Source organism: Olleya sp. AS48 (assembly GCF_038900355.1).
Classification (GTDB): domain Bacteria; phylum Bacteroidota; class Bacteroidia; order Flavobacteriales; family Flavobacteriaceae; genus Olleya.
Genome location: NZ_JBBMRD010000013.1, coordinates 50971 through 74273 on the forward strand (window position 1 = coordinate 50971; position 23303 = coordinate 74273).

Here is a 23303-nt window from a genome sequence, read left to right on the forward strand (position 1 = left end):
TTAATTTGTGTCCAAAAATTATGAATAACTTAACCTAATGAATATTTCAAAAAAATTACTCCTATTTTTATCTTTAGCTACTAGCACTTTAATATTTGCACAAAGTCCATGTGTAGGTGGATTCGCATCGCATACCATTGATGGTGTTACAACTAATTATCCTTGTGATGGTTATGATTTATTATCTAGAGTTCCAATCTCTACATTAGCTACAACTTTAGGTAATGAAGAAGGAAGTGATATTTGGGGATGGACAGACCCATTAGACAATAAAGAATATGCCATTATAGGAACCACTAACAGTACTGCTTTTGTAGATATTAGTGACCCAATAAACCCGATATTTTTAGGTCGAATAGAAACCGTAAACAATAACACATCGTTTTGGCGTGATGTTAAAGTATACAATAACCATGCTTACATTGTGGCAGATGGTGTTGGTGCTCATGGCATGCAAGTCTTTGACTTAACCATTTTAAGAAATGGCGTGGATAGCGATTTAACCTTTGATGGTCCCCAAGTATTACGATTTACTGGAAATGGAGGCTCTGGCGATTTAACCATTGGAAGTTGCCATAATATTGTTATAAATGAATCTGAAGGCATAGCCTATTTAGTTGGTTGTAGTGGAGCTGCAAGTGGAGGACCTGTTTTTGTAGACATTACAAATCCATCAAGCCCTACTGTAGTTGGTAGTTATGCTGAAAAAGGGTACACACATGACGCACAAGTTATAACCTACAACGGAACAGATAATAACGTAACAAGCCCTACAGTAAGTGGAGTATCTAGTTATATTGGACGCGAAATTTTACTAGCTAGTAATGGTGGCTCAAATGACAGAGTTGTATTATTAGATGTTACAGAAAAAAACAATCCTCAGTTTATTTCAGAAATCACTTATCCCAACCCAGGTTATGCACATCAAGGTTGGTTTACAGATGATCACAGATATTTTATTTTTGGTGACGAAACAGATGAACAAAATTTTGGTTTTGGAACCAGAACATTTGTTTTTGACATGTTAGATTTAGATAATCCAGTATTAATTTCAACTTACGAAGCTTCATTTACAGCAATCGACCATAATGGTTATGTTAAAGGCGATAAGTTTTATTTAGCAAATTACAGAGCAGGTTTACGTGTATTGGATATTCCTACTCTAATCTCTACCAACAGCACTAATTCAGAAATTGGATATTTTGACACATTTCCTTCTAGTAATAGCGCCAACTTTAATGGAGCTTGGAGTATTTACCCATATTTTTCAAGTGGAAATATTATAGTGAGTGATATTGAAAGAGGATTATTTGTAGTACGTGCTAGCGATAATCCTTTAAGCACAAAAACTTTTGAATTAGATAACACTATTTCTATATCTCCAAATCCAGCTACACAATCTAATGTAACAATTAAAGCTTCAGCTACTATAAACACAGTAGAAGTTTACAATATAATTGGTAAAAAGCTAATTTCTAAAAGCAATATTAACACAAATTCATACGTTTTACCTATTCCTAATTTATCCAATGGAATTTATTTGGTAAAAATCAACAATTCTGTTTCCAAAAAACTAATAGTCAACAATTAACACCATGAAAAACATTTTTAAAACATTAAAATCTTTTATGCTTAGCTTAAGCATCCTTTGTTTTTTAATTATATATCAAAGTTGCTCTAAAGATGACGAAAACGGGACAGGTACACCTGTTGCAACAATTGCAGATGCTGATCAAGACGGAATAGCAGATAATATTGATAACTGTATAAATATTGCAAACCCTAATCAAGAAGATTCTGATAGCGATGGCATTGGAGATGTTTGTGATGACGATTTAGACAATGATGGTATTACTAACGATTTTGATAATTGTCCTTTAACAGCAAATCCAGATCAATTAGACGAAAACAACAACGGAATTGGAGATGTTTGTGAAACAGAAAACGCACCACTTTATCCATGTATAGATGGCATGGCAGGACCATATCCTTGCAATGGTTACGATCTATTAGGACAAATCAATGTTTTTATATTAAGCGGTAGCAGTAATCAGGAAGGAAGTGATATTTGGGGTTGGACAGATCCTTTGGATGGTAAAGAATATGCAATTGTTGGATTATCAAACAGTACAGCTTTTGTTGACGTATCGGATCCTATTAACCCAATATTTTTAGGTCGATTAAACTCAAGTGCTGGATCAAACGCCTGGCGAGATGTTAAAACTTATAACAATCATGCGTTTATAGTAGCAGATAATGTTGGATCACATGGTATGCAAGTCTTTGATTTAACACGATTAAGAAATGTAATTAATGCACCTCAAAATTTTACTGCAGATGCACTGTTTAATGATGTTGGTAGCTGTCATAATATAGTTATTAACGAATCTGAAAGTGTTGCTTACCTAGTAGGTTGCTCCTCAACAAATGGTGGAGGACCTATATTTGTCGATATTAGCAACCCAACTAATCCTGTTAATTTAGGAGACTATACAGCTGTAGGATATACACATGACGCACAAGTAGTCACTTACTCTGGTCCAGATTTGGATTACACAGGAAAACAAATATATGTAGGTAGTAATGGTAATACAGATCAAGTTGTAATATTAGACGTTACAGACAAATCCAATGTGATTGAAATAAGTAGCTTCACATATCCACAGACTGCTTATGCGCATCAAGGTTGGTTTACAGAAGATCAAAAATATTTTATTTTAGGCGACGAACAAGACGAACAAAATTTTGGATTTAACACCAAAACACTAGTTTTTGATTTTACAGACTTAGATAATCCAATTGAACACGCCACCTATCTAGGCCCAACTCCAGCAATTGATCATAATGGTTACGTAAAGGGTAACGAATATTATTTAGCTAATTACAGAGCAGGATTAAGAGTGTTAGACATTTCCAACATAGCATCTACTACTAATTCTATGATAGAAACTGGATATTTTGATACCTATCCATCAAGTAATAGCGCTGCTTTTAATGGTGTTTGGAGTGTCTATCCGTATTTTGAAAGTGGTAATATAATTATTGGAGATATTGAAGGTGGATTACTTATAGTACGTAAAAGCAATTAAATGAAAATTAAAACAATCCATAAAACTTTAACCCTTTTTTCCATTTTAATGGCATTATCGTGTAATGACGATACTGAAAACACAACTCCTAATCCAACGATTACAACGCAAGGAATTGTAGAAAGCGTTAAAACAATTGGAGGTTCTAAAAACGAAAGTGGACAAGCTGTTCAAAACACTTCTGATGGTGGTTATATCGTTTTAGGTTTTACACAATCAACAGATGGTGATGTAACAACTAAACTAGATAACAGTTATGATGTTTGGGTTGTAAAATACAATCAAGACAACCAATTACAATGGTCTCAAACATATGGAGGATCAGGTGACGAAAGAGGTAATGATATTATTCAAACTAACGATGGAGGTTATGCAATAATTGGATTTACTTACAGTAACGATGGAGACATCACTAACAATAATGGACAGGAAGACTTTTGGATTATAAAAATAGACGCTCAAGGCAACTTGATTTGGCAAAAAACGTATGGCTTTTCAGGGATAGATACAGGCTACTCTATTATACAAACTAGCGACAATGGTTTCTTTGTAACCGGAGTTTTAGATGTTACAGCATCCAATGGAGCAGGAAATACCAGAAGCAACCAAACATTACATGCTGGCGGAGATTATTGGGCTGTAAAATTAGATCAATCCGGAACGTTAGAATGGAGTAAATACTTTGGTGGTTTTTTCTCAGACACTGCCTATGATGCCATTCAAACAGCAGACCAAGGTTTTATTATTGTCGGATCATCAGATAGCGCAGACACAGATATCTCTAATAATAAAGGATCTTATGATTTTTGGGTTGTTAAAATATCAAACTCAGGTAACTTAGAATGGGAGAAAAATTTTGGAGGAGATGAAATTGATGAAGCAAGAGCAATAACACCTTCAGGAGATGGAAACTATTTAATTATAGGAGATACAAGAAGCGAAGATATTGACGTAAGCACAAATTTTGGAGCTGCAGATGTCTGGCTAATAAAAATTTCTCCACAAGGAGAATTACTTTGGGAAAAAACATATGGAGGAGAAGATTTTGACGTTGGTAGAGCAATCTCTTCAACTCAAGACAATGGATTTATTATCTGCGGAAGCTCAAGAAGTTTAACCGGAAATTTAACTAATAATAAAGGCCAAAATGATGGTTGGGTTTTGAAAATCGACGCTAATGGTAGCTTAAAATGGCAACAAAGTATTGGAGGTAGTAACATTGACTTTTTATACGGAATTACACAGCTTAATAATGGCACAATAATATCTGTTGGAGAATCCAGCAGTAATGATTTTGATATCACAGAAAATAAAGGATTTACAGACTTACTCTTAATTGAAATAAAATAAAAATGAAAAAAACAATTGCCCTTATATTGCTTTTAGCAATTACATTTTCCTGTAACGAGGATATGGATGACAACACAACATTATCTGCAAGCGTTAACTTTAAATTTACGCATGATTGGAATGACACTCTAATTAATAGTAGCAATCTAGAAACAGAAACAGTTACAAATGCTAATGGTGAAGTAATAAACATGGTTAGATTTAGATATTTAACATCTAAATTCAAACTAACAAATACAGCAGGAGACACCTACAGTTTTGAAGGCTTTAAATTTACAGACTTAGCAGAAGAAGAGTCATACAATTTTACGCCAGACATAAATGGAATTCCTTCCGGAACTTACACTTTAAGCTTTGTTTGGGGTTTTGATGAAGAAGATAATATTGATGGAGCCTATCCAACATTAAATACAGCCAGTTGGAATTGGCCAGAAATGTTAGGTGGTGGTTATCATTTTTTACAATTTGATGGTATGTATAATGTAGACACACCAAACCCTTTACCTTTTAACTATCATAATGGTACAGCAAGAGTTGAAGATGGATTATTTGAACAAAATTTTGCGACGATAACTTTAGACACACCAATTACAATAACTACCGAAACTACAATAGAGGTTAAGATGAATATCGCTGAGCTATTTACAAACCCTAACACATGGGACTTAAACGTATTAGACACACCTTTAATGCCTAATTATGACGCTCAAAAAATGATGCAAGAAAACATTTTAAGTGTCTTTACTATTGGCGAAATCACACAATAACTAATGAAACACTGGTTAACATACAGCCTATTTTTTATAATTCTTTTTAATTGCTCTTCCGAGGAAGCATCGCAAGACAACAACTATGTTCCAATCCCGTTTCAATTAGAAATACCTTCACTATTTGAAGACAAATTAATTGATCCAATAATTCCTGTGAGTAACAAATTAACTGTGGAAGGTGTAGCATTAGGCAAACGGTTATTTTTTGACAACATATTATCCGTTAACAACACCAAAGCCTGTGCTAGTTGCCATTCACCACAGCATGCTTTTTCTGATCCAAATCAGTTTAGTGTTGGTGTAACAAACATTGAAGGCACCAGAAATAGCATGCCTCTATTTAATTTAGCTTGGAATTTTGACGACAGATATTTTTGGGATGGACACGCATTAGGATTAGAAAACCAAGCGCTAGAACCAGTAATAGATGCTAACGAGCTGGGAAATGATAGTTGGGAACCAGTGGAAGCAAAACTTAATAATCATCCAGAATATCCGCAACTATTCAAACAGGCTTTTGGCACCTCAGTAATCACTAAAACATTAGTTTCAAAAGCAATAGCTCAATTTGAACGCACTTTAATTTCCGGCAACTCAAAATTTGATAAATTTTCAAACGGAGAAGTTGCATTAACACCACAAGAACAAAACGGATTGGATGTTTTTATGGACGAAACTAGAGGTGATTGTTTTCATTGTCATGGTAATCCAAACAATCCACTTTGGACAGATAATAAGTTTCACAACAACGGTTTGGATGCCACATTTTCAGATTTAGGATTTGGTTTAATAACTGGTAATCCTAATGATAATGGTAAATTTAAATCACCATCCTTACGTAATCTAGCCTACACAGCTCCTTATATGCATGATGGTCGATTCGCAACATTGGACCAAGTTATAGAGCATTACAGTACAGGACTACAAGCGTCGTCAACCATTGATCCTTTAATGAAAAAAGTAGCACAAGGAGGTGTCAATCTTACAGCTCAAGACAAAGCTGACCTAAAGGCCTTTTTGCTATCGCTTTCTGACCCTTCTTTTTTAAACAATCCAGCATTTATTCCTGAATAAAAAAAACCTATAAAACCATATACTAATATAATGTTAGTTGATATGGTAAAAAGCGACTGATGTTGTATCTTTGCACTCTATTTAGATAAAATCTAATTAACAAGTATGATAAAAGTTTCTGATACCGCTAAAAAGAAAGTCATCGAATTGATGAATGATGATGGCTTTAACCCAAGCACAGACTACGTTCGCGTTGGTGTAAAAAGTGGTGGTTGTTCTGGATTGTCTTATGATTTAAAATTTGACAAAGCAAAAGAAGATGAAGACAAAGTGTTTGAAGACAATGACGTTAAAATTATTGTAGACAAAAAAAGTTTTCTTTATCTTATAGGTACCACTTTAGAATACTCTGGCGGATTAAACGGAACTGGCTTTGTGTTTAATAACCCTAACGCTAACCGTACTTGCGGTTGTGGCGAATCATTTTCATTATAACAAAACTGATAGACAAATTATGTCAAAATATACAGAGGACGACCTTAGAGAAGAATTAAAAACCAAAGAATATGAATATGGTTTTTTTACAGATATAGAATCTGAAACATTCCCTATTGGTCTAAACGAAGATATCGTTCGTGCTATTTCTATGAAAAAAGAAGAGCCAGAATGGATGACAGAATGGAGACTTGAAGCATTTAAAGTGTGGCAAGCGATGGAAGAACCGGATTGGGCTAATGTAAATTACACCAAACCAGATTTTCAGGCAATTGCATATTACTCTGCTCCTGTTGCTGTGGACCCTAACAAGACATTAGATGACGTAGATCCAGATTTACTAGCAATGTATAAAAAGCTAGGAATATCTGTTGACGAGCAAAAAAAGATGAACAATGTCGCTATGGATATTGTTGTCGACTCTGTGTCTGTTGCCACAACTTTTAAAAAGACTTTAGCAGAAAAAGGTATTATTTTTATGCCAATATCTGAAGCTATAAAAGAACATCCAGAATTAGTCAGAAAATACATTGGTACCATCGTACCAACAACAGACAACTTTTATGCAGCATTAAATAGTGCTGTATTTAGTGACGGTTCTTTTTGTTATATTCCTAAAGGTGTTAAATGTCCAATGGAATTATCAACATACTTCAGGATTAATCAAGGTGGTACAGGACAATTTGAACGCACATTATTAGTAGCAGATGAAGGTAGTTATGTATCATACCTGGAAGGCTGTACTGCGCCTAGTAGAGACGAGAACCAATTACACGCAGCAGTTGTAGAACTTATTGCTTTAGATGATGCTGAAATAAAATACAGTACAGTACAAAATTGGTATCCTGGTAATGCTGAAGGAAAAGGTGGTGTTTACAACTTTGTAACTAAACGTGGTTTATGCGAAAAAAACGCCAAAATCTCTTGGACTCAAGTTGAAACAGGAAGTGCTGTAACTTGGAAATACCCAAGTTGTATATTAAAAGGAGATAATTCTGTAGGCGAATTTTACTCTATTGCTGTCACTAACAATCACCAACAAGCAGATACTGGAACAAAAATGATTCATTTAGGTAAAAACACTAAATCAACCATTATTTCTAAAGGTATATCTGCAGGAAAATCACAAAACTCTTATCGTGGTTTAGTTCAAATTAGTAGTCGTGCAGACAATGCTAGAAACTTTTCTCAATGTGATAGTTTGTTAATGGGTAACGAGTGTGGTGCACACACCTTCCCATATATAGAAGCTAAAAATAAGACTGCACAAATAGAGCACGAAGCAACAACAAGTAAAATTGGTGAAGACCAAATATTTTATTGCAACCAACGTGGTATAGATACAGAAAAAGCTATTGCACTAATTGTAAATGGATTTAGTAAAGAAGTACTAAATAAATTACCAATGGAGTTTGCTATTGAAGCTCAAAAACTATTAGAAATATCGTTAGAAGGATCTGTTGGATAATATATATACTATGAAAAAACTAACCCTAATTTTATTAAGCTTAACCTTTCTGGTAGCTTGTAAAAATGATAATAAACAAACTGAGGTTGCTACCGAAACAAAAGCAGAACCAATCAAACTATTTATGTTTGATGGAGGAACAGTTCAGGTTAACAAATTAGAGATTTTTTCTCAAGACGATTTGTACAAAGGTGAAAGTAAAACTTTTGCTGATATGTTTTTTGTTATTAAACATCCAGAAGGTAATTTGCTTTGGGATGCAGGATTAGCAGAAGGTTTAGTTGGACAAAAACCTTTTACTACTCCTGATGGTGCATTTACCGTATCTAGAGATCAAGGTATTGAAGAACAACTAAAAACAATAGGTTTACAAACTAAAGATATTGACTATATAGCCTTATCACACACACATTTTGATCACTCAGGATCTGCATCAAAATTAGCTCATGCTACTTGGATTGTTCAACAAGTAGAATATGACTTTGTTACAAGTATAGAGCAACAAAAAAACAATCCTGATAATTACAACGCTATAAAGGATTTAAAAATAACTAAAAAAATCAATGGAGATTTGGATGTTTTTGGAGATGGTAAAGTGATTATTAAGTCCACTCCAGGTCATACACCAGGTCACCAATCTTTATTCTTAGATTTAGAGCAAGAAGGACCATTATTTTTAGCAGGAGATTTATATCATTTTGAAGAAAACAGAACGAATCATATTGTACCAAGTTTCAACTTTAGTGTAGAGGACACAAAAGCATCAATGGAAACTTTTGAAGCTTTTGCAAAACAAAAAGAAGCACGAGTGATCATTCAGCATTCAACAAAAGATTACAATAGTTTAAATCACGCTCCAGAGCCTATTCAATAAATATAAGCATGAAAAAAATAGCTATTCTTTTAATTTTTATTGCATTTGTAAGTTGCAAAAAAGATCAAGGCACAGCCTTTAAAGGAGATTTTGTATACTATGCAAACGCAGCAGTATTTCAAGTAGGTAATGATATACATGGTGTGGTCCTAAATGACCAAGTAAGTACATTGGCCGAACAAGCTAAACAATACCAAAAAGAGCCAACAGATATGGTGACTGTAGAAGTTTTAGGAAAGTTAATTCCAAAAAAAGAAAATGAAGATAGCTGGCCTTTTAAATTAAAAATAAATAAAATAGTAAGCGTTAGCGCTTTAGACCCGAATAAAAACGACGTTATCAAACTAGGAAAATAAACAGTATGTTACAAATAAAAAATTTACACGCAAGTGTTGAAGATAAATCTATTTTAAAAGGTATTAACCTTGAAGTTAAAGCAGGAGAAGTACATGCTATAATGGGACCAAATGGTTCTGGTAAAAGTACATTAGCTTCGGTAATAGCAGGAAAAGAAGAATATGAAGTAACAGATGGAACTATTCTTTTAGAAGGTGAAGATATTGACGAATTAGCAGCAGAGGAACGTGCACACAAAGGTGTGTTTTTATCGTTTCAATATCCAGTAGAAATTCCTGGAGTTAGCGTTACTAACTTTATGAAAACTGCAATTAACGAAACACGTAAAGCTAAAGGTTTACCTGATATGCCAGCTAACGAAATGCTAAAAATGATTCGTGAAAAATCAGAACTTTTAGAAATTGATCGTAAGTTTTTATCTAGATCTTTAAACGAAGGATTCTCTGGTGGAGAAAAGAAACGTAACGAGATTTTTCAAATGGCTATGTTAGAACCTAAATTAGCCATTTTAGATGAAACTGATTCAGGATTAGATATCGATGCTTTACGTATTGTAGCCAATGGTGTAAATAAACTAAAAAGTAAAGATAATGCTGTAATAGTCATTACCCATTACCAACGTTTACTAGACTATATCGTACCTGATTTTGTCCACGTACTATACAATGGTCGTATTGTTAAGTCTGGAGGAAAAGAACTAGCACATGAGTTAGAAGAAAAAGGTTACGACTGGATCAAAGAAGAAGTAGACGCTTAAAAAGTTTGCAATGGTACTGTTATCTAACAGATAACTTACCGCTAAAAACACAAATAAATATAATACGTTACAGCATTAATTAACAAACCCTGTTTTTTAATAGCTGAATACCGAAGACTTAAAATATGAGTTTAAAAGAAAAATTAGTATCCTCTTTTTTAGCATTCGAAAATCAAGTGGATTTAGAGTCTAAAATACATGATGTTAGAAGCGAAGCAATAAAAACGTTTGAGGCTAAAGGCTTTCCTACAAAAAAGGACGAAGCTTGGAAGTACACCTCTTTAAATAGTGTTTTAAAACACGACTATAGCTTGTTTCCTAAACAAGATAATGCCTTAGAGTACAGTGATATTAAAAAGTATTTTCTAGATGATATTGACACTTACAAAATCGTGTTTATAGATGGTAAATACTCTTCTAATTTATCTCAAACTACGCATGATGGTATTGATGTTTGCCTAATGTCTTCAGCATTGCACAAACCTAAATACCAACTAATTATTGAAAACTACTTTAATAAAGTAGCAGGTAAAGAAGGATTAACATCTTTAAATACCGCTTTTTCTAAAGAAGGTGCCTACATACACATTCCTAAAAACAAAGTGGTTGCTAAACCTATTCAAATAGTACATTTTTCTACAGGAAATGAAGCTGCATTAATGCTACAACCACGTAACTTAATTGTGGTTGACGAAAACTCTCATGTACAAATTATAGAGCGTCACCAAAGTTTGACAGACAATCCTGTTTTAACAAATTCTGTTACAGAAATTGTTGCTAACAAACGTGCCATAGTTGATTACTATAAAGTGCAAAATGACAACATTAATGCATCATTAATAGACAGCACTTTTGTAGAGCAAAAACGCGAAAGCCATGTATCTGTACATACGTTTAGTTTTGGAGGAAAGTTAACACGTAACAATTTAAACTTCTATCAAAACGGAGAATATATGGACTCTACACTAAACGGAGTTACCATTATTGGAGATAAACAACATGTTGACCACAACACTTTAGTTCATCATATAGAACCTAATTGCGAAAGTCATCAGGACTACAAAGGAATTTTTAACGACAGCTCAACTGGTGTCTTTAATGGTAAAGTTGTAGTAAACAAAGAGGCACAAAAAACCAATGCCTTCCAATCAAATAACAACATATTATTAAGCGATAAGGCAACGATAAACTCTAAACCTCAACTAGAAATTTTTGCAGATGATGTAAAATGTTCTCATGGTTGTACAATTGGACAATTAGACGAAAGTGCTTTATTTTATATGAAATCTAGAGGTATTCCAGAAAAAGAAGCTAAAGGATTATTAATGTACGCCTTTAGTAATAACGTTTTAAAGTCTGTAAAAATTCCAGAATTAAAACAACGAATAACTAAAATTATAGCAAATAAATTAGGTGTTAATATAGGTTTTGACTTGTAAAAATTATGGATATTTTAAATACTTCAAACAAAACCTTTATTAAATTAATTAGTATTTGTTTGGTAATAGCAGCTGTAACAGGTACACTGTTTTACTTTACAAAAGGTGGTTTTTTTGATGGCATATTACTAACCTTTGTAGGTCTGTCATGTACTTACATGTTGCTAGTTTTATCTGTATTTGTATTTAAAAATTTAATTAACTTCATGGCTAAAGGCAATATAAAGCTGATACACGTGGCTTTATCACTTGGTATAACATTAGCAATGTGTATTTATCTTTTTATACAACTTTTTAATATTGTAGCTAAAGAGTTTTAATTTATTTTCAATTATGTTAGATATCAATTTAATACGTAAAGATTTTCCAATACTTAAAAGACAAGTAAATGGCAAACCATTGGTATATTTTGATAATGCAGCAACATCGCAAACGCCACAACAGGTTATTGATGTTATTGTAGATTACTATTCTAATTACAATGCCAATATACATCGTGGTGTACACGCGCTAAGCCAAGAAGCTACAGATAAGTATGAAGCTGCTAGACTTACAATACAAAAACACTTTAATGCTAATAAAGCACAAGAAATTATATTCACTTCTGGTACAACACATGCTATAAATTTAGTAGCTAATGGTTTTACAAAATTAATAGATAATGGAGATGAGCTTATTGTTTCGGCTTTAGAACACCACAGCAACATCGTACCTTGGCAAATGCTTTGCGAAAAAACTGGAGCAAAACTTAAGGTAATACCAATGACTTTAGAAGGTGAACTGGATATGGAAGCTTATACAGCTTTACTTTCTGAAAAAACAAAACTTGTTTTTGTAAATCATATATCAAACGCATTAGGAACCATAAATCCTATAAAAACTATAATCGACCAAGCGCATAAATTTGGCGCTGCAGTTTTGATAGATGGTGCACAAGCTTGTCCACATATCAAACCTGATGTACAAGCATTAGATGTAGATTTTTATGTAACATCTGCTCACAAAATTTGTGGTCCAACTGGAGTTGGTATGTTATACGGAAAAGAAGAGTGGCTTAATAAAATGGAACCTTATCAAGGTGGTGGAGAAATGATTGACCAAGTTACTTTTGAAAAAACAACTTATGCAGGCTTACCTCATAAATTTGAAGCTGGTACACCTAACATTTGTGGTGGTATTGCTTTTGGAGCAGCATTAGATTATATGAACGCTATTGGTTTTGATAAAATAGCTTCTTATGAAAAAGAACTATTAGATTATGGAACAGAAAAATTGTTAGAAATTGAAGGTCTAAAAATTTACGGTACTTCAAAAAATAAAACTTCTGTGATATCTTTTAATTTAGAAGGCATTCACCCTTATGACGTTGGCACATTACTAGACAAAATGGGAATCGCTGTTCGTACAGGACACCATTGCGCGCAACCAATAATGACCTTTTATAATATACCTGGAACCATAAGAGCGTCGTTTGCTTTTTATAATACTAAAGCAGAAATTGATGCTTTAGTTTCTGGAGTTAAAAAAGCAAAAATGATGCTTTCATAATAGTTTGGCTTCTTTTTTGTAATATTATAATCAAATTTAAAATATTACTTCTATGAAAACATTTACTATAATACTATTCTCTTTACTTCTTAATAGTTGTGGTGCTACTCAAGATTCAACAAGCAATTTAAATCCAGATATGCAAAAAGCAACTCAAACATTAAATGGCGATTACAAAGTCACTCTTCTAGACAATCAATCAATAATACAAGAGTTAACCCTAGTATTTGACAGTACAACTAAACGCGTTTCAGGCTTTTCAGGATGCAACAATTTTTTTGGAAGTTATGAGATCAATAATGACAACATAACCTTTAGCAACTTAGGATCCACAAAAAAATTCTGTCAAGAAGACGCTAATGTAACTGAGCAAAATTATTTAAAAGTATTAGAAAACACTACAAACTTTAAAATAGAAGACAATATCATTACCCTTTTAAATAATGAAACTGTCCTATTAAATGCTTCACCTGTGATAAAAAATACAAGTCAAAAGCAAGATAATAGTCTAACATTTAAGTATACTGCATTTTCAAGAGGTACTTATACAATGATAAGTATAGATCAAAATACGGTTACCTCGCAATTTAGTAGATCTGAAAAAGAAAACGTTACACCATGCAGTAAAGAAGATTGGAATGCTATTAAAACCTTGTCAGATGCTATAGCTATTAAATCTTTAAACACGTTAGAGCCTCCAAGTACAGCACACCAATACGATGGAGCTGCTTCATCTAACTTAACGATAACTTTAAATGGCGAACAATACAGCACACCTACTTTTGATGCTGGTAATCCACCTAAAGAAATAGCAGATTTAGTATCTAAACTATTAGAAGTAGCTAAACTTGACACCAAAAAATAGATCAATAAATTCAAATCTATCTTTAAGAGTTATTTAGCAACTAATCACTGAATATTGATTAATTTTGTACTCTAAATTATTTTGATAAATGCAGACGATAAAAGAAATACAAGACGAAATTGTAGACGAATTTTCAATGTTTGAAGATTGGGAAGAACGTTATCAATACATGATTGATTTAGGAAAAACGTTACCGCTTATTGCACCAGAATATAAAACTGAAGACAATATTATTAAAGGCTGTCAAAGTAAAGTTTGGGTACATGCAGAAATGGATGATAATAAAATAGCATTTACTGCAGACAGCGATGCTATTATTACAAAAGGAATTATAGCCATATTGATTAGAACATTCTCCAATCAACATCCTAAAGATATATTGGATGCCAATACAGATTTTATTGATCAAATAGGGTTAAAAGAACATTTATCGCCAACTAGAGCCAATGGTTTAGTTAGTATGATAAAACAAATAAAATTATATGCCATAGCATATCAAACGCAACTACAATAATTATGAGTGATACAACTATAGATACTGCTGAATTAGGAGAAAAAATAGTAAAGGTTTTAAAAACAATTTATGACCCAGAAATTCCAGTTGATATTTACGAACTAGGATTAATATACGATGTTTTTGTTAACGAAGATTATGATGTAAAAATCCTAATGACACTAACAACACCTAACTGTCCTGTTGCTGAAACGCTTCCTTTAGAAGTTGAAGAAAAAGTAAAATCGTTAAACGATGTAAAAGATGCAGAAGTAGAAATTACTTTTGATCCACCTTGGACTCAAGACTTAATGAGCGAAGAAGCTAAATTAGAGCTTGGTATGCTTTAATGCCAAATCCATATGGCTAGACATGCACCAAAATCGTTAAAAGAAAAAAACAAAACCAGTTTAAAAAAATCTTTTAGTGCTTTAATATATATTCCGCGATTTTTTAAAGAAATCTGGAATACCAATAAAACATTATTTTTAAGCTCGGCATTTTGTAGACTAATTGGTGCAGTATTACCAGTAATTATTTTATGGATTGGTAAAATAATTATTGATGAAATCATACTTCAAACTAAATTAGAAGTTACAGATTTAACCCAACTTTGGACTTATGTTGGTATTGAGTTTGGGTTAATTGTCCTATCAGACCTAGTTAGTCGTGCTATACAATTAACAGATAGCTTATTAGGCGACGCTTACTCTATTGACACTTCCGTAAGAATTATTAAAAAAACCAATCAAATTGATATTAGCTTATTAGAAGACTCAGAGTTTTATGATAAACTAGAACGTGCTAGAACGCAAACCACAAGTCGTGTTGGATTAATGTCTAACGCACTTGGCGAAGTACAAAGCTTAATATCCATAGCTACTTTGGTAGCTGGTCTAATCTATTTTGAACCCTATTTAATAATTCTGCTTGTACTAAGTATTATACCAGCATTTATTAACGAAATCTGGTTTAGTCAACAACAATACTCTTTAGCAAGAGGTTGGACAGCAGAAAGAAGAGAATTAGATTACCTAAGGTTTATTGGAGCCAATGACAAAACAGCCAAAGAAATTAAATTGTTTGGATTAACAGACTTTGTAGTAGACCGTTTTAAAAACCTATCTCAAGAGTATTATGATTTAAATAAAAAACTAGCCATTAAACGCTCCGCTTTAGGCTTTGTATTTAATGTTCTAGGGACTTTAAGTTATTATGGTGCTTACGTTTTTATAATATATCGTGTAATATCTGGCGTGATAACTTTAGGAGAATTAACCTTCTTATCAGGTGCATTTAATAGATTAACAAGAAATTTACAGGACTTCTTTTCTAAATTTACACGTATTTCAGAAAGCGCTTTATATTTAAAAGATTATTTCGAATTTATAGATATTTCAATTCAACCAAAACATAACGAGGATATGCCTCTTCCTGAAAAAATAAAGGAAGGGTTTGAGTTTGTCAATGTTAAATTTTCTTACCCAGAATCCGACAATGAAATTTTAAAAGGCATCAGCTTTAAAATTAAAGCTGGCGAAAAACTAGCATTTGTTGGTCAAAATGGAGCAGGAAAAACCACATTAACCAAATTATTATTACGTTTTTACGAACCCACTTCAGGACAAATACTTTTAGATGGTGTTAATATTAATCGCTTTGATAAAGCAAAGTATCAAGCTTTTTTTGGTGTGATTTTTCAAGACTTTTTTAGGTATGAGTTTACAGTTAGAGAAAACATTGCAATAGGAGACATCAGTCAAATTGAAAATCAAGAAAAAATTGAAAACGCAGCCGAACTAAGTCTAGCCAATCAAGTCGTGTCAGAACTTAAAAAAGGATACGACCAACAACTTGGTAAACGTTTTGCAAAAGGACAAGAATTATCTGGTGGACAGTGGCAAAAAGTGGCATTAGCCAGAGCTTATATGAAAGATGCTAAAGTGATGATTTTGGACGAGCCAACATCTGCATTAGATGCTAAAGCAGAAAGTGACGTTTTTGAAAGATTTATAGGTCTAACCGAAGACAAAACTAGTATTATAATATCTCACAGATTTAGCACAGTAAGACAAGCAAATAAAATTTTAGTATTAGATGAAGGTCGCGTACTAGAAATGGGTACACATGAGGATCTAATGGCTAACAAGTCATTATATGCTGACTTATTTAAACTACAAGCAGAAGGATACCAATAATTATAACATATTTAAATTATGGCTGAAGAAATTATTAATCGCGTAGCAAATAGTAAATTAATTACACTAGACCTTGAAGATTACTATCCAAAAGGACAACGTGTTTTATTAGATATTAAAGATTGGTTGTTCCAAGAATTGGTTTTAAAAGAAAAAGATTTTAGAGAATATATCAAAAATCACGATTGGAGTCAGTACCAAAATCAATACGTAGCAATCACTTGTAGTGCAGATGCTATCATTCCGGATTGGGCTTTTATGTTATTGGTCGTAAATTTAGAACCTTTTGTCGAAAAGTGCCATATTGGAACACTAGAGGATTTAGAGACTTCCATTTACCAGGACATAATCAGTGCTATTGATGGTACAATATACCAAGATAAACCTGTAATAATTAAAGGTTGTAGTAACAAGCCAGTGCCTATAAACGCTTATGTTATGATAACTAACAAGCTTAAACCATATGCTAAATCTATCATGTATGGAGAGGCGTGTTCTTTTGTTCCTTTATACAAACGTTAATAACTCTGTTTATTATTTAAAACACTGATAATTAGTAGTTTACATAATTTTTCTATTTTAGAAAAAATATAACTAAAGCGTATATTTGCAACCGTTTTATTTAAAACTTAAGATTTATGAAAAAAATATTATTAGTAGGAGCATTCTTTTTAGGATTAGTCTCTATGAATGCCCAAACAAAAGAAGAGTTACACACTCAAAAAGCAGAAAAGCAAGCAGCAGCTGATGCTTTACAAAGTGAAGCTGATGCTTTACAAGCTCAAATTGATGCACTTCCAGGTTGGAGAAAAGGTCTTTTTGGAACTATTGGTGGAAGTATTTCTAACTTTAGCAATTGGTATTCTCAAGGAACACCAAACAACGCTTCTGGAAACATCGGAATCTCATTAAATGCATATGCTAACTTAATTGAAGATAAATTTTTCTGGAGAAACTCTTTAACATCTAACCTTAACTGGGTAAAATTAGATAATAAAGACAATCCAAATGATGATGACAGTTTTAACCCAACGACAGATGTATTTAACATCTCTTCATTATACGGAAGAAACATAACTAAAAACTTTGCTGTTTCTGGTTTAGCAGAATACAGAACTACGTTATTAGACAATTTTAACGATCCAGGATATTTAGACGTTGGAGTCGGTGGAACTTGGACTCCTTTAGAAAATCTAATTGTTGTTGTACACCCTTTAAACTACAACTTTGTATTTGCAGAAAATGATGCAGTTTTTCAATCGTCATTAGGTGCAAAAATAGTTGCAGATTACACAAGACAAATTGGTGCTGTTAGTTTTAAATCTAACTTATCTACTTTTCAAAGCTACAAAAGCGGAGATTTATCTAACGTAACTTGGACAAACTCTTTTAGCTATACTTTATGGAAAATGATTGGTGTTGGTTTTGACTTTGGTTTAAGAAGCAACAAACAAGAAGCTTTAAACTATGCTTTAGATCAACCCTATACTACTCTTCCAACTTTTGGAAACGTTGATAACAAATTACAATCTTATTGGTTATTAGGTTTAAGCTACAACTTATAATCTACAAACACTATAATTTAAAAAACGCGTTTCTAATCGAAACGCGTTTTTTTGTATCTTAAAATTAAATAACGCTAAATGTTTAAGTTGCCATAATAAGCCATTTAGGTTGACCACTAATTGTCTTTATTGAATTGACGCTCGTTATCTTTTTTGCTAAACAATCGTTTAAAAAACCCATCGCGTTTTTCTTCTTCGCAATCCAATGCCTCCAAAACATCGCTTGAAGGTGATTCAAAACGACTTTTTGTAATCGTATTATAGTTTGAATCTGCGTTTAGTTTTTGATAAAATTTCGCAAAAATTGGCAATGCAGAGTTTGCACCTTGTCCCATTCCTGTGGTTTTAAAACCTATATTATAATTATCGTTACCAACCCAATTTATTGTTACCAAGTTTGGTGTAATGCCAACAAACCATCCATCCTTATTATCTTGAGTTGTCCCTGTTTTACCTGCAATACTATTGTTAAGTCCATAAGTAGATCGTAATCTAGCTGCAGTCCCAGAATTAACTGTGGCTTGCATTATTTGTAACATAACCTGTCTAGTATAATCGTTATAAGCTTTATCGGGATTTACTTCTGGTTTAAATGACACAATTTCTACACCATTTTTATCTTCAATTTTAGTAATAAAATATGGTTTTACAGATTGGCTATTGTTAACATAACTAGCGTATGCTCCTGCTAATTCTTTTATATTAATTTGAGCAACACCTAAGGCTAAAGACGGTTGGTTTGGAAGTGTACTAGTTATGCCTAATTTTTTTGCTTGTTTTAAAACCTTATCAATACCTACTTGATTTAAAACCTTAACAGCAATTGTGTTTAACGATTGACTTAGCGCTTTTTCTAGATTATAATTAATATGTGGATCTACGTCTGACACACCAGAATTGGTTGGTGTCCAGTTTTTATAATCCGTGTAAGTTACTGCTTCTGGAGAAAAATAGGTACAAGGCGCCATACCATTATCTATTGCTGCTGTATACACAAAAGGTTTAAATGTAGATCCTACTTGACGTTGACTTTGTGATACATGATCATATTTAAAAAAACGATAATCTATACCTCCTATATAAGACCTAATAGCACCAGACTTTGGGTCTAAAGCAATCATACCTGTATTTAAAAATTTTAAGTAGTGTTGCAAACTATCTATTGTAGATATATTTTGACTTTTAGTTTCTGTCCAATCAAACAACTCTACCTCATGCTTGATCGATAATGAATCCATAATTTGTGCATGATCTAAACCAGAAGCTTTAATTTTTTTGTAAGCTGGCAATGCTTTTATAGCCTTGTCAATTAACTTCTTGTTGGTTTTCCAAGGTGCATTTTTACCATAAGACACTTCATAATCTTGTTGCAATTTGGTTAAATGCGTTTGCATGGCTTGCTCTGCATATTTTTGCATTTGAGAGTCTAAGGTTGTATAAACTACTAAACCGTCCTTATACAAGTCGTAAGCCTCTCCATTTGGCTTTTTATAGCCTTGTAAGGTGGTTGCTAATTCTTTTTTTAATTGTGCCCTAAAATAAGGCGCTAATCCTAAATCGTGATTATAGGATTGGTAGTCTAATTTGACTGATTTTTGTTTGGCTTGTGTAAATTGATTTTGATCTATATAATTATACTTAAGCATTTGCTGTAAGACTACATTACGTCTAGTTGTACTGCTTTGTAAATTACGTCTTGGATTGTAATAATTATTTGCTTTTAATGTACCCACTAAAGTTGCTGCTTGTGGTAACGATAATTGTGTTGCAGATACATTAAAAAATTTACGTGCTGCGCTTTCTATACCATACGTATTATCAGGAAAAGGTACTGTGTTTAGGTATAGCGTAAGGATTTCTTGTTTAGAGTATATTTTTTCTATGCGTTTTGCGACTATTGCTTCTTTTACTTTGTTTATTATAGTGCTAAAAGCAATATGTTTATCTCTTCCAAATAAGTTTTTTGCTAGTTGTAAGGTTATGGTACTACCACCTCCTGAGGATTGGTCCTGAAATAAAATGGTTTTAAAAAACACACGCATTAGACTTATATTATCGACTCCGTTGTGATCATAAAATCTAACATCTTCTGTTGCTATTAGTGCGTCTAAAAGGTGTTTAGGAAACTGATTATAAGTTAAGGGTTGCCTATCGTAGATATAATATTTACCTATTAATTTACTGTCTTTATCTAATATTTGGGTCGCTTCTGCTTGTTTTAAATTTGTTAATTGAGAGGTGTTTGGTAGTTTACCAAATGCACCTAAATAGATACTAATGTAAAAAACGACAGCAAAAAGTACAGCTGCAACTATTGCTATCGAAGCCCTTATAACCCATTTATTTTTAAATAACACGTGTAGTTTTTGTTGTATCATGAGCTGTTATAACGCTAAAGTGTTGGTTTTATTTGTTTACAAAATTATTTAAATAATTCTGTTTTTTTATTATTTAATTGTTTTACAGGTATTACTTACTACCTATTTTAAAAAGTTAAATAACATTGGGAAGCGGACTAAACTTTGCGGATTATTGCGATAAGGATTGAAACGGTATCCTTTTTTGAGGCACGAAAAAAAGATTTAGTGTAAAGCCTGGTTGCTTTTGGCTTTTTTTGCCAAAAGCAAATTGCCCAAAGTTTTGTTAACTATTTTGAGAAAAAAACCCAAACGAGAGGTTTGGGTTTAAGTGATATGTTTTATTCTTCTTCGCCTAGATTATCGTAATCATAATCTGGATACAGGAAGTGATTGTAAGGAAAACGTGTGACGTGTATGTCTCTAACCTCATCATAAACGCGCTTTTTAAAGTCTTCTAGATTACGTTTGTTTAATGCTGATATAAATAATGCGTTGTCCTCTCCTACGCGATTCATCCAGGTCTTTTTCCACTCGGCAAGACTGTAATGTTCTTCTGTACGCTCTGCAATTAAGTCGGTCTCGTCAAAAGGTTTTGCTTGGTAAGCATCAATCTTATTAAAGACCATGATTATTGGTTTGTCTGCACTTTTAATTTCGCCTAAAACTTTATTTACAGATTCTATATGGTCTTCAAAATTTGGATGAGAGATATCGACTACGTGCAATAGTAAATCTGCTTCTCTAACCTCATCCAATGTACTTTTAAAACTGTCTACCAATTGGGTTGGTAACTTGCGGATAAATCCAACGGTATCTGTTAATAAAAATGGTAGGTTTTGGATGACTACTTTTCTAACGGTTGTGTCTAGGGTTGCAAAAAGTTTATTTTCGGCAAATACCTCTGACTTACTAACGGTATTCATTAAAGTAGATTTACCAACGTTGGTGTATCCAACTAGTGCAACGCGTACCATTTGTCCACGATTACCACGTTGGACAGACATTTGCTTATCTATAGTTTTAATTTTGTCTTTTAATAAGGAGATCCTGTCACGTACGATACGTCTATCTGTTTCGATTTCGGTTTCACCAGGTCCACGCATACCAATACCACCTTTTTGGCGCTCAAGGTGTGTCCACATACCTCTAAGTCTTGGTAATAGGTACTCACATTGTGCCAACTCGACTTGCGTTCTGGCATAACTTGTTTGTGCACGTTGTGCAAAAATGTCTAATATTAAATTGGTACGATCTAATACTTTTACATTTAAAATCTTACTTATATTACGCTCTTGAGATGAGGATAACTCGTCATCAAAAATTGCTGTGGTTATATTATTGTCTTCTATATATAACCTAACTTCTTCCATTTTACCTGTTCCAATGTATGTTTTTGGATTAGGCATTTCCATTTTTTGGGTGAAGCGTTTTTTAACTTCTCCACCTGCAGTGAACGTCAAAAATTCAAGCTCGTCAAGATACTCTTTCGATTTCTCTTCGTTTTGCTCTTTAGTAACGACACCAATTAATACTGCTTTTTCAAGCTCTATATCTTTTTTTTCTAACATATAATAATTTATACTACAAAGTTACATAATTGTATCCATAATAAAATCGCTATTTTTAGCCTTCTAAATTTAAGACATTGAATTTTAATTTTTTTAAATCTAAAACTAACAAACAGACCATAGCTTTTTATAATATCGAAAATTTATTTGATATTTATAAAGATGACTTAACACGTGATACTGATTTTAATCCAACATCCGAAAAGCGTTGGACCATTAAAAGATACAATAATAAATTAAGAAAAATTGGTTATGCTATATCTAATATTGGCAGAAAAGAAACCAACTCTCATCCAGCAATTATTGGTCTAGCCGAAATTGAAAACGAAGCTGTATTAAAAGATTTAATAACCTCTAAACATTTAAAAGAATATCCATACCAATTTGTGCACTACGATAGTAAAGATGAACGCGGTATTGACGTTGCCTTTATTTACGATACGACTAAATTTAAAGTTACAAACTCTGAAAGCTTTACGTTTAGTTTTACCGAAACTGATGGGTCGCAAGATTATACAAGAGATATTTTATTAGTATCTGGATTATTTTTGGATGAACCTGTACATTTTTTAATTAACCATTGGCCTTCTAGACGTACTGGAGATATAGAAACTGAATACAAACGCATCACAGCATCTTCCAATCTTCAAGCCATTGTTAGTACTTTAAAGGAAAATATAACTAATGCCAAAATTATTATCATGGGAGATTTTAATGATGATCCTGCAAGTAATAGTATTGAACAATTAGTGGCTAATCAAAGTTTATTTAATCCAATGGAAACCTTACTATCTATTGATAGAGGGACTACAAGCCATAACTTTGAATGGAATTTATTTGATCAAATTATAATAACGCATAACTTTTTAGAGCGTCAATCTAATACCTTAAGATTTGTAAAAGCAGATATATATGATGCTGACTTTTTAAAACAAATGGATGGTAAATATAAAGGCACACCTTATAGGACTTACGTTGGCAAACGATACAAAGGTGGTTATAGTGATCATTTTCCGGTATACATGATTTTAAATAAAAAATAGAATTATGTAACGTTTGGCAAAAATCTTGTAAGGTTAAAAATGCACTATGT

The 23303-nt window shown here is 32.8% G+C and carries 22 protein-coding genes; 20 read left to right on the forward strand and 2 right to left on the reverse strand.

Annotated elements, in window-relative coordinates:
* Positions 1-37 precede the first annotated feature (37 nt).
* From WNY60_RS14225 to WNY60_RS14315, 19 genes are all read left to right on the forward strand, one after another.
* Entirely contained in the window at positions 38-1591 is a 1554-nt protein-coding gene (locus tag WNY60_RS14225; RefSeq protein ID WP_339807649.1) for a choice-of-anchor B family protein, read from the forward strand.
* A 4-nt stretch (positions 1592-1595) separates the two neighbouring features.
* On the forward strand, positions 1596-3089 hold the full coding sequence (locus WNY60_RS14230) for a choice-of-anchor B family protein (protein WP_342862788.1): 1494 nt from the start codon (positions 1596-1598) through the stop codon (positions 3087-3089).
* The gene (locus WNY60_RS14235; RefSeq protein ID WP_342862789.1) at positions 3090-4439 is read left to right on the forward strand and encodes a hypothetical protein; all 1350 of its coding nucleotides are present in this window, start codon (positions 3090-3092) and stop codon (positions 4437-4439) included.
* A gap of 2 nt (positions 4440-4441) precedes the next feature.
* On the forward strand, positions 4442-5206 hold the full coding sequence (locus tag WNY60_RS14240; protein WP_342862790.1) for an MbnP family protein: 765 nt from the start codon (positions 4442-4444) through the stop codon (positions 5204-5206).
* Between the two features lie 3 nt (positions 5207-5209).
* Complete coding sequence (locus WNY60_RS14245) at positions 5210-6283, forward strand: cytochrome c peroxidase (RefSeq protein ID WP_342862791.1); 1074 nt, start codon at positions 5210-5212, stop codon at positions 6281-6283.
* 105 nt (positions 6284-6388) lie between these two features.
* Complete coding sequence (locus WNY60_RS14250) at positions 6389-6718, forward strand: iron-sulfur cluster assembly accessory protein (RefSeq protein ID WP_028282341.1); 330 nt, start codon at positions 6389-6391, stop codon at positions 6716-6718.
* A 19-nt stretch (positions 6719-6737) separates the two neighbouring features.
* A complete protein-coding gene (sufB, locus tag WNY60_RS14255) occupies positions 6738-8186 on the forward strand; it encodes a Fe-S cluster assembly protein SufB (protein WP_145004391.1) in 1449 nt (482 codons plus the stop codon).
* 10 nt (positions 8187-8196) lie between these two features.
* A complete protein-coding gene (locus tag WNY60_RS14260; RefSeq protein WP_342862792.1) occupies positions 8197-9060 on the forward strand; it encodes an N-acyl homoserine lactonase family protein in 864 nt (287 codons plus the stop codon).
* Positions 9061-9068: 8 nt separating this feature from the next.
* A complete protein-coding gene (locus WNY60_RS14265; RefSeq protein ID WP_342862793.1) occupies positions 9069-9416 on the forward strand; it encodes a hypothetical protein in 348 nt (115 codons plus the stop codon).
* 5 nt (positions 9417-9421) lie between these two features.
* Positions 9422-10174 (forward strand): Fe-S cluster assembly ATPase SufC, encoded by a 753-nt coding sequence (gene sufC, locus WNY60_RS14270; protein WP_145004400.1) that lies wholly within the window; start codon positions 9422-9424, stop codon positions 10172-10174.
* Positions 10175-10299: 125 nt separating this feature from the next.
* Positions 10300-11613 carry a Fe-S cluster assembly protein SufD gene (gene sufD / locus WNY60_RS14275; RefSeq protein WP_028282346.1) on the forward strand — a complete coding sequence of 438 codons (1314 nt, stop codon included), beginning with the start codon at positions 10300-10302 and terminating at the stop codon, positions 11611-11613.
* 5 nt (positions 11614-11618) lie between these two features.
* Positions 11619-11933, forward strand: a complete 315-nt coding sequence (locus tag WNY60_RS14280; RefSeq protein WP_145004406.1) for a hypothetical protein — start codon at positions 11619-11621, stop codon at positions 11931-11933.
* Between the two features lie 13 nt (positions 11934-11946).
* Complete coding sequence (locus WNY60_RS14285; protein ID WP_342862794.1) at positions 11947-13161, forward strand: cysteine desulfurase; 1215 nt, start codon at positions 11947-11949, stop codon at positions 13159-13161.
* A gap of 52 nt (positions 13162-13213) precedes the next feature.
* On the forward strand, positions 13214-14026 hold the full coding sequence (locus tag WNY60_RS14290; RefSeq protein WP_342862795.1) for an META domain-containing protein: 813 nt from the start codon (positions 13214-13216) through the stop codon (positions 14024-14026).
* A gap of 88 nt (positions 14027-14114) precedes the next feature.
* Positions 14115-14540, forward strand: a complete 426-nt coding sequence (locus WNY60_RS14295; protein ID WP_145004417.1) for a SufE family protein — start codon at positions 14115-14117, stop codon at positions 14538-14540.
* A 2-nt stretch (positions 14541-14542) separates the two neighbouring features.
* Positions 14543-14869: an SUF system Fe-S cluster assembly protein gene (locus tag WNY60_RS14300; RefSeq protein WP_145004420.1), complete on the forward strand. Its 327-nt coding sequence runs from the start codon at positions 14543-14545 to the stop codon at positions 14867-14869.
* A gap of 12 nt (positions 14870-14881) precedes the next feature.
* The gene (locus WNY60_RS14305; protein WP_342862796.1) at positions 14882-16717 is read left to right on the forward strand and encodes an ABC transporter ATP-binding protein; all 1836 of its coding nucleotides are present in this window, start codon (positions 14882-14884) and stop codon (positions 16715-16717) included.
* 18 nt (positions 16718-16735) lie between these two features.
* Complete coding sequence (locus WNY60_RS14310) at positions 16736-17239, forward strand: DUF2480 family protein (protein WP_342862797.1); 504 nt, start codon at positions 16736-16738, stop codon at positions 17237-17239.
* 116 nt (positions 17240-17355) lie between these two features.
* Positions 17356-18282 (forward strand): DUF3078 domain-containing protein, encoded by a 927-nt coding sequence (locus WNY60_RS14315; protein WP_342862798.1) that lies wholly within the window; start codon positions 17356-17358, stop codon positions 18280-18282.
* Positions 18283-18398: 116 nt separating this feature from the next.
* Here WNY60_RS14315 and WNY60_RS14320 read toward each other — a convergent pair whose 3' ends face one another.
* Entirely contained in the window at positions 18399-20660 is a 2262-nt protein-coding gene (locus WNY60_RS14320; RefSeq protein ID WP_342862799.1) for a transglycosylase domain-containing protein, read from the reverse strand.
* A 320-nt stretch (positions 20661-20980) separates the two neighbouring features.
* Positions 20981-22210, reverse strand: a complete 1230-nt coding sequence (gene hflX / locus WNY60_RS14325) for a GTPase HflX (RefSeq protein ID WP_145004435.1) — start codon at positions 22208-22210, stop codon at positions 20981-20983.
* Between the two features lie 77 nt (positions 22211-22287).
* On the opposite strand from hflX, the gene WNY60_RS14330 reads away from it, so the two are divergent.
* Positions 22288-23253: an endonuclease gene (locus WNY60_RS14330; RefSeq protein WP_342862800.1), complete on the forward strand. Its 966-nt coding sequence runs from the start codon at positions 22288-22290 to the stop codon at positions 23251-23253.
* Positions 23254-23303: the final 50 nt, after the last annotated feature.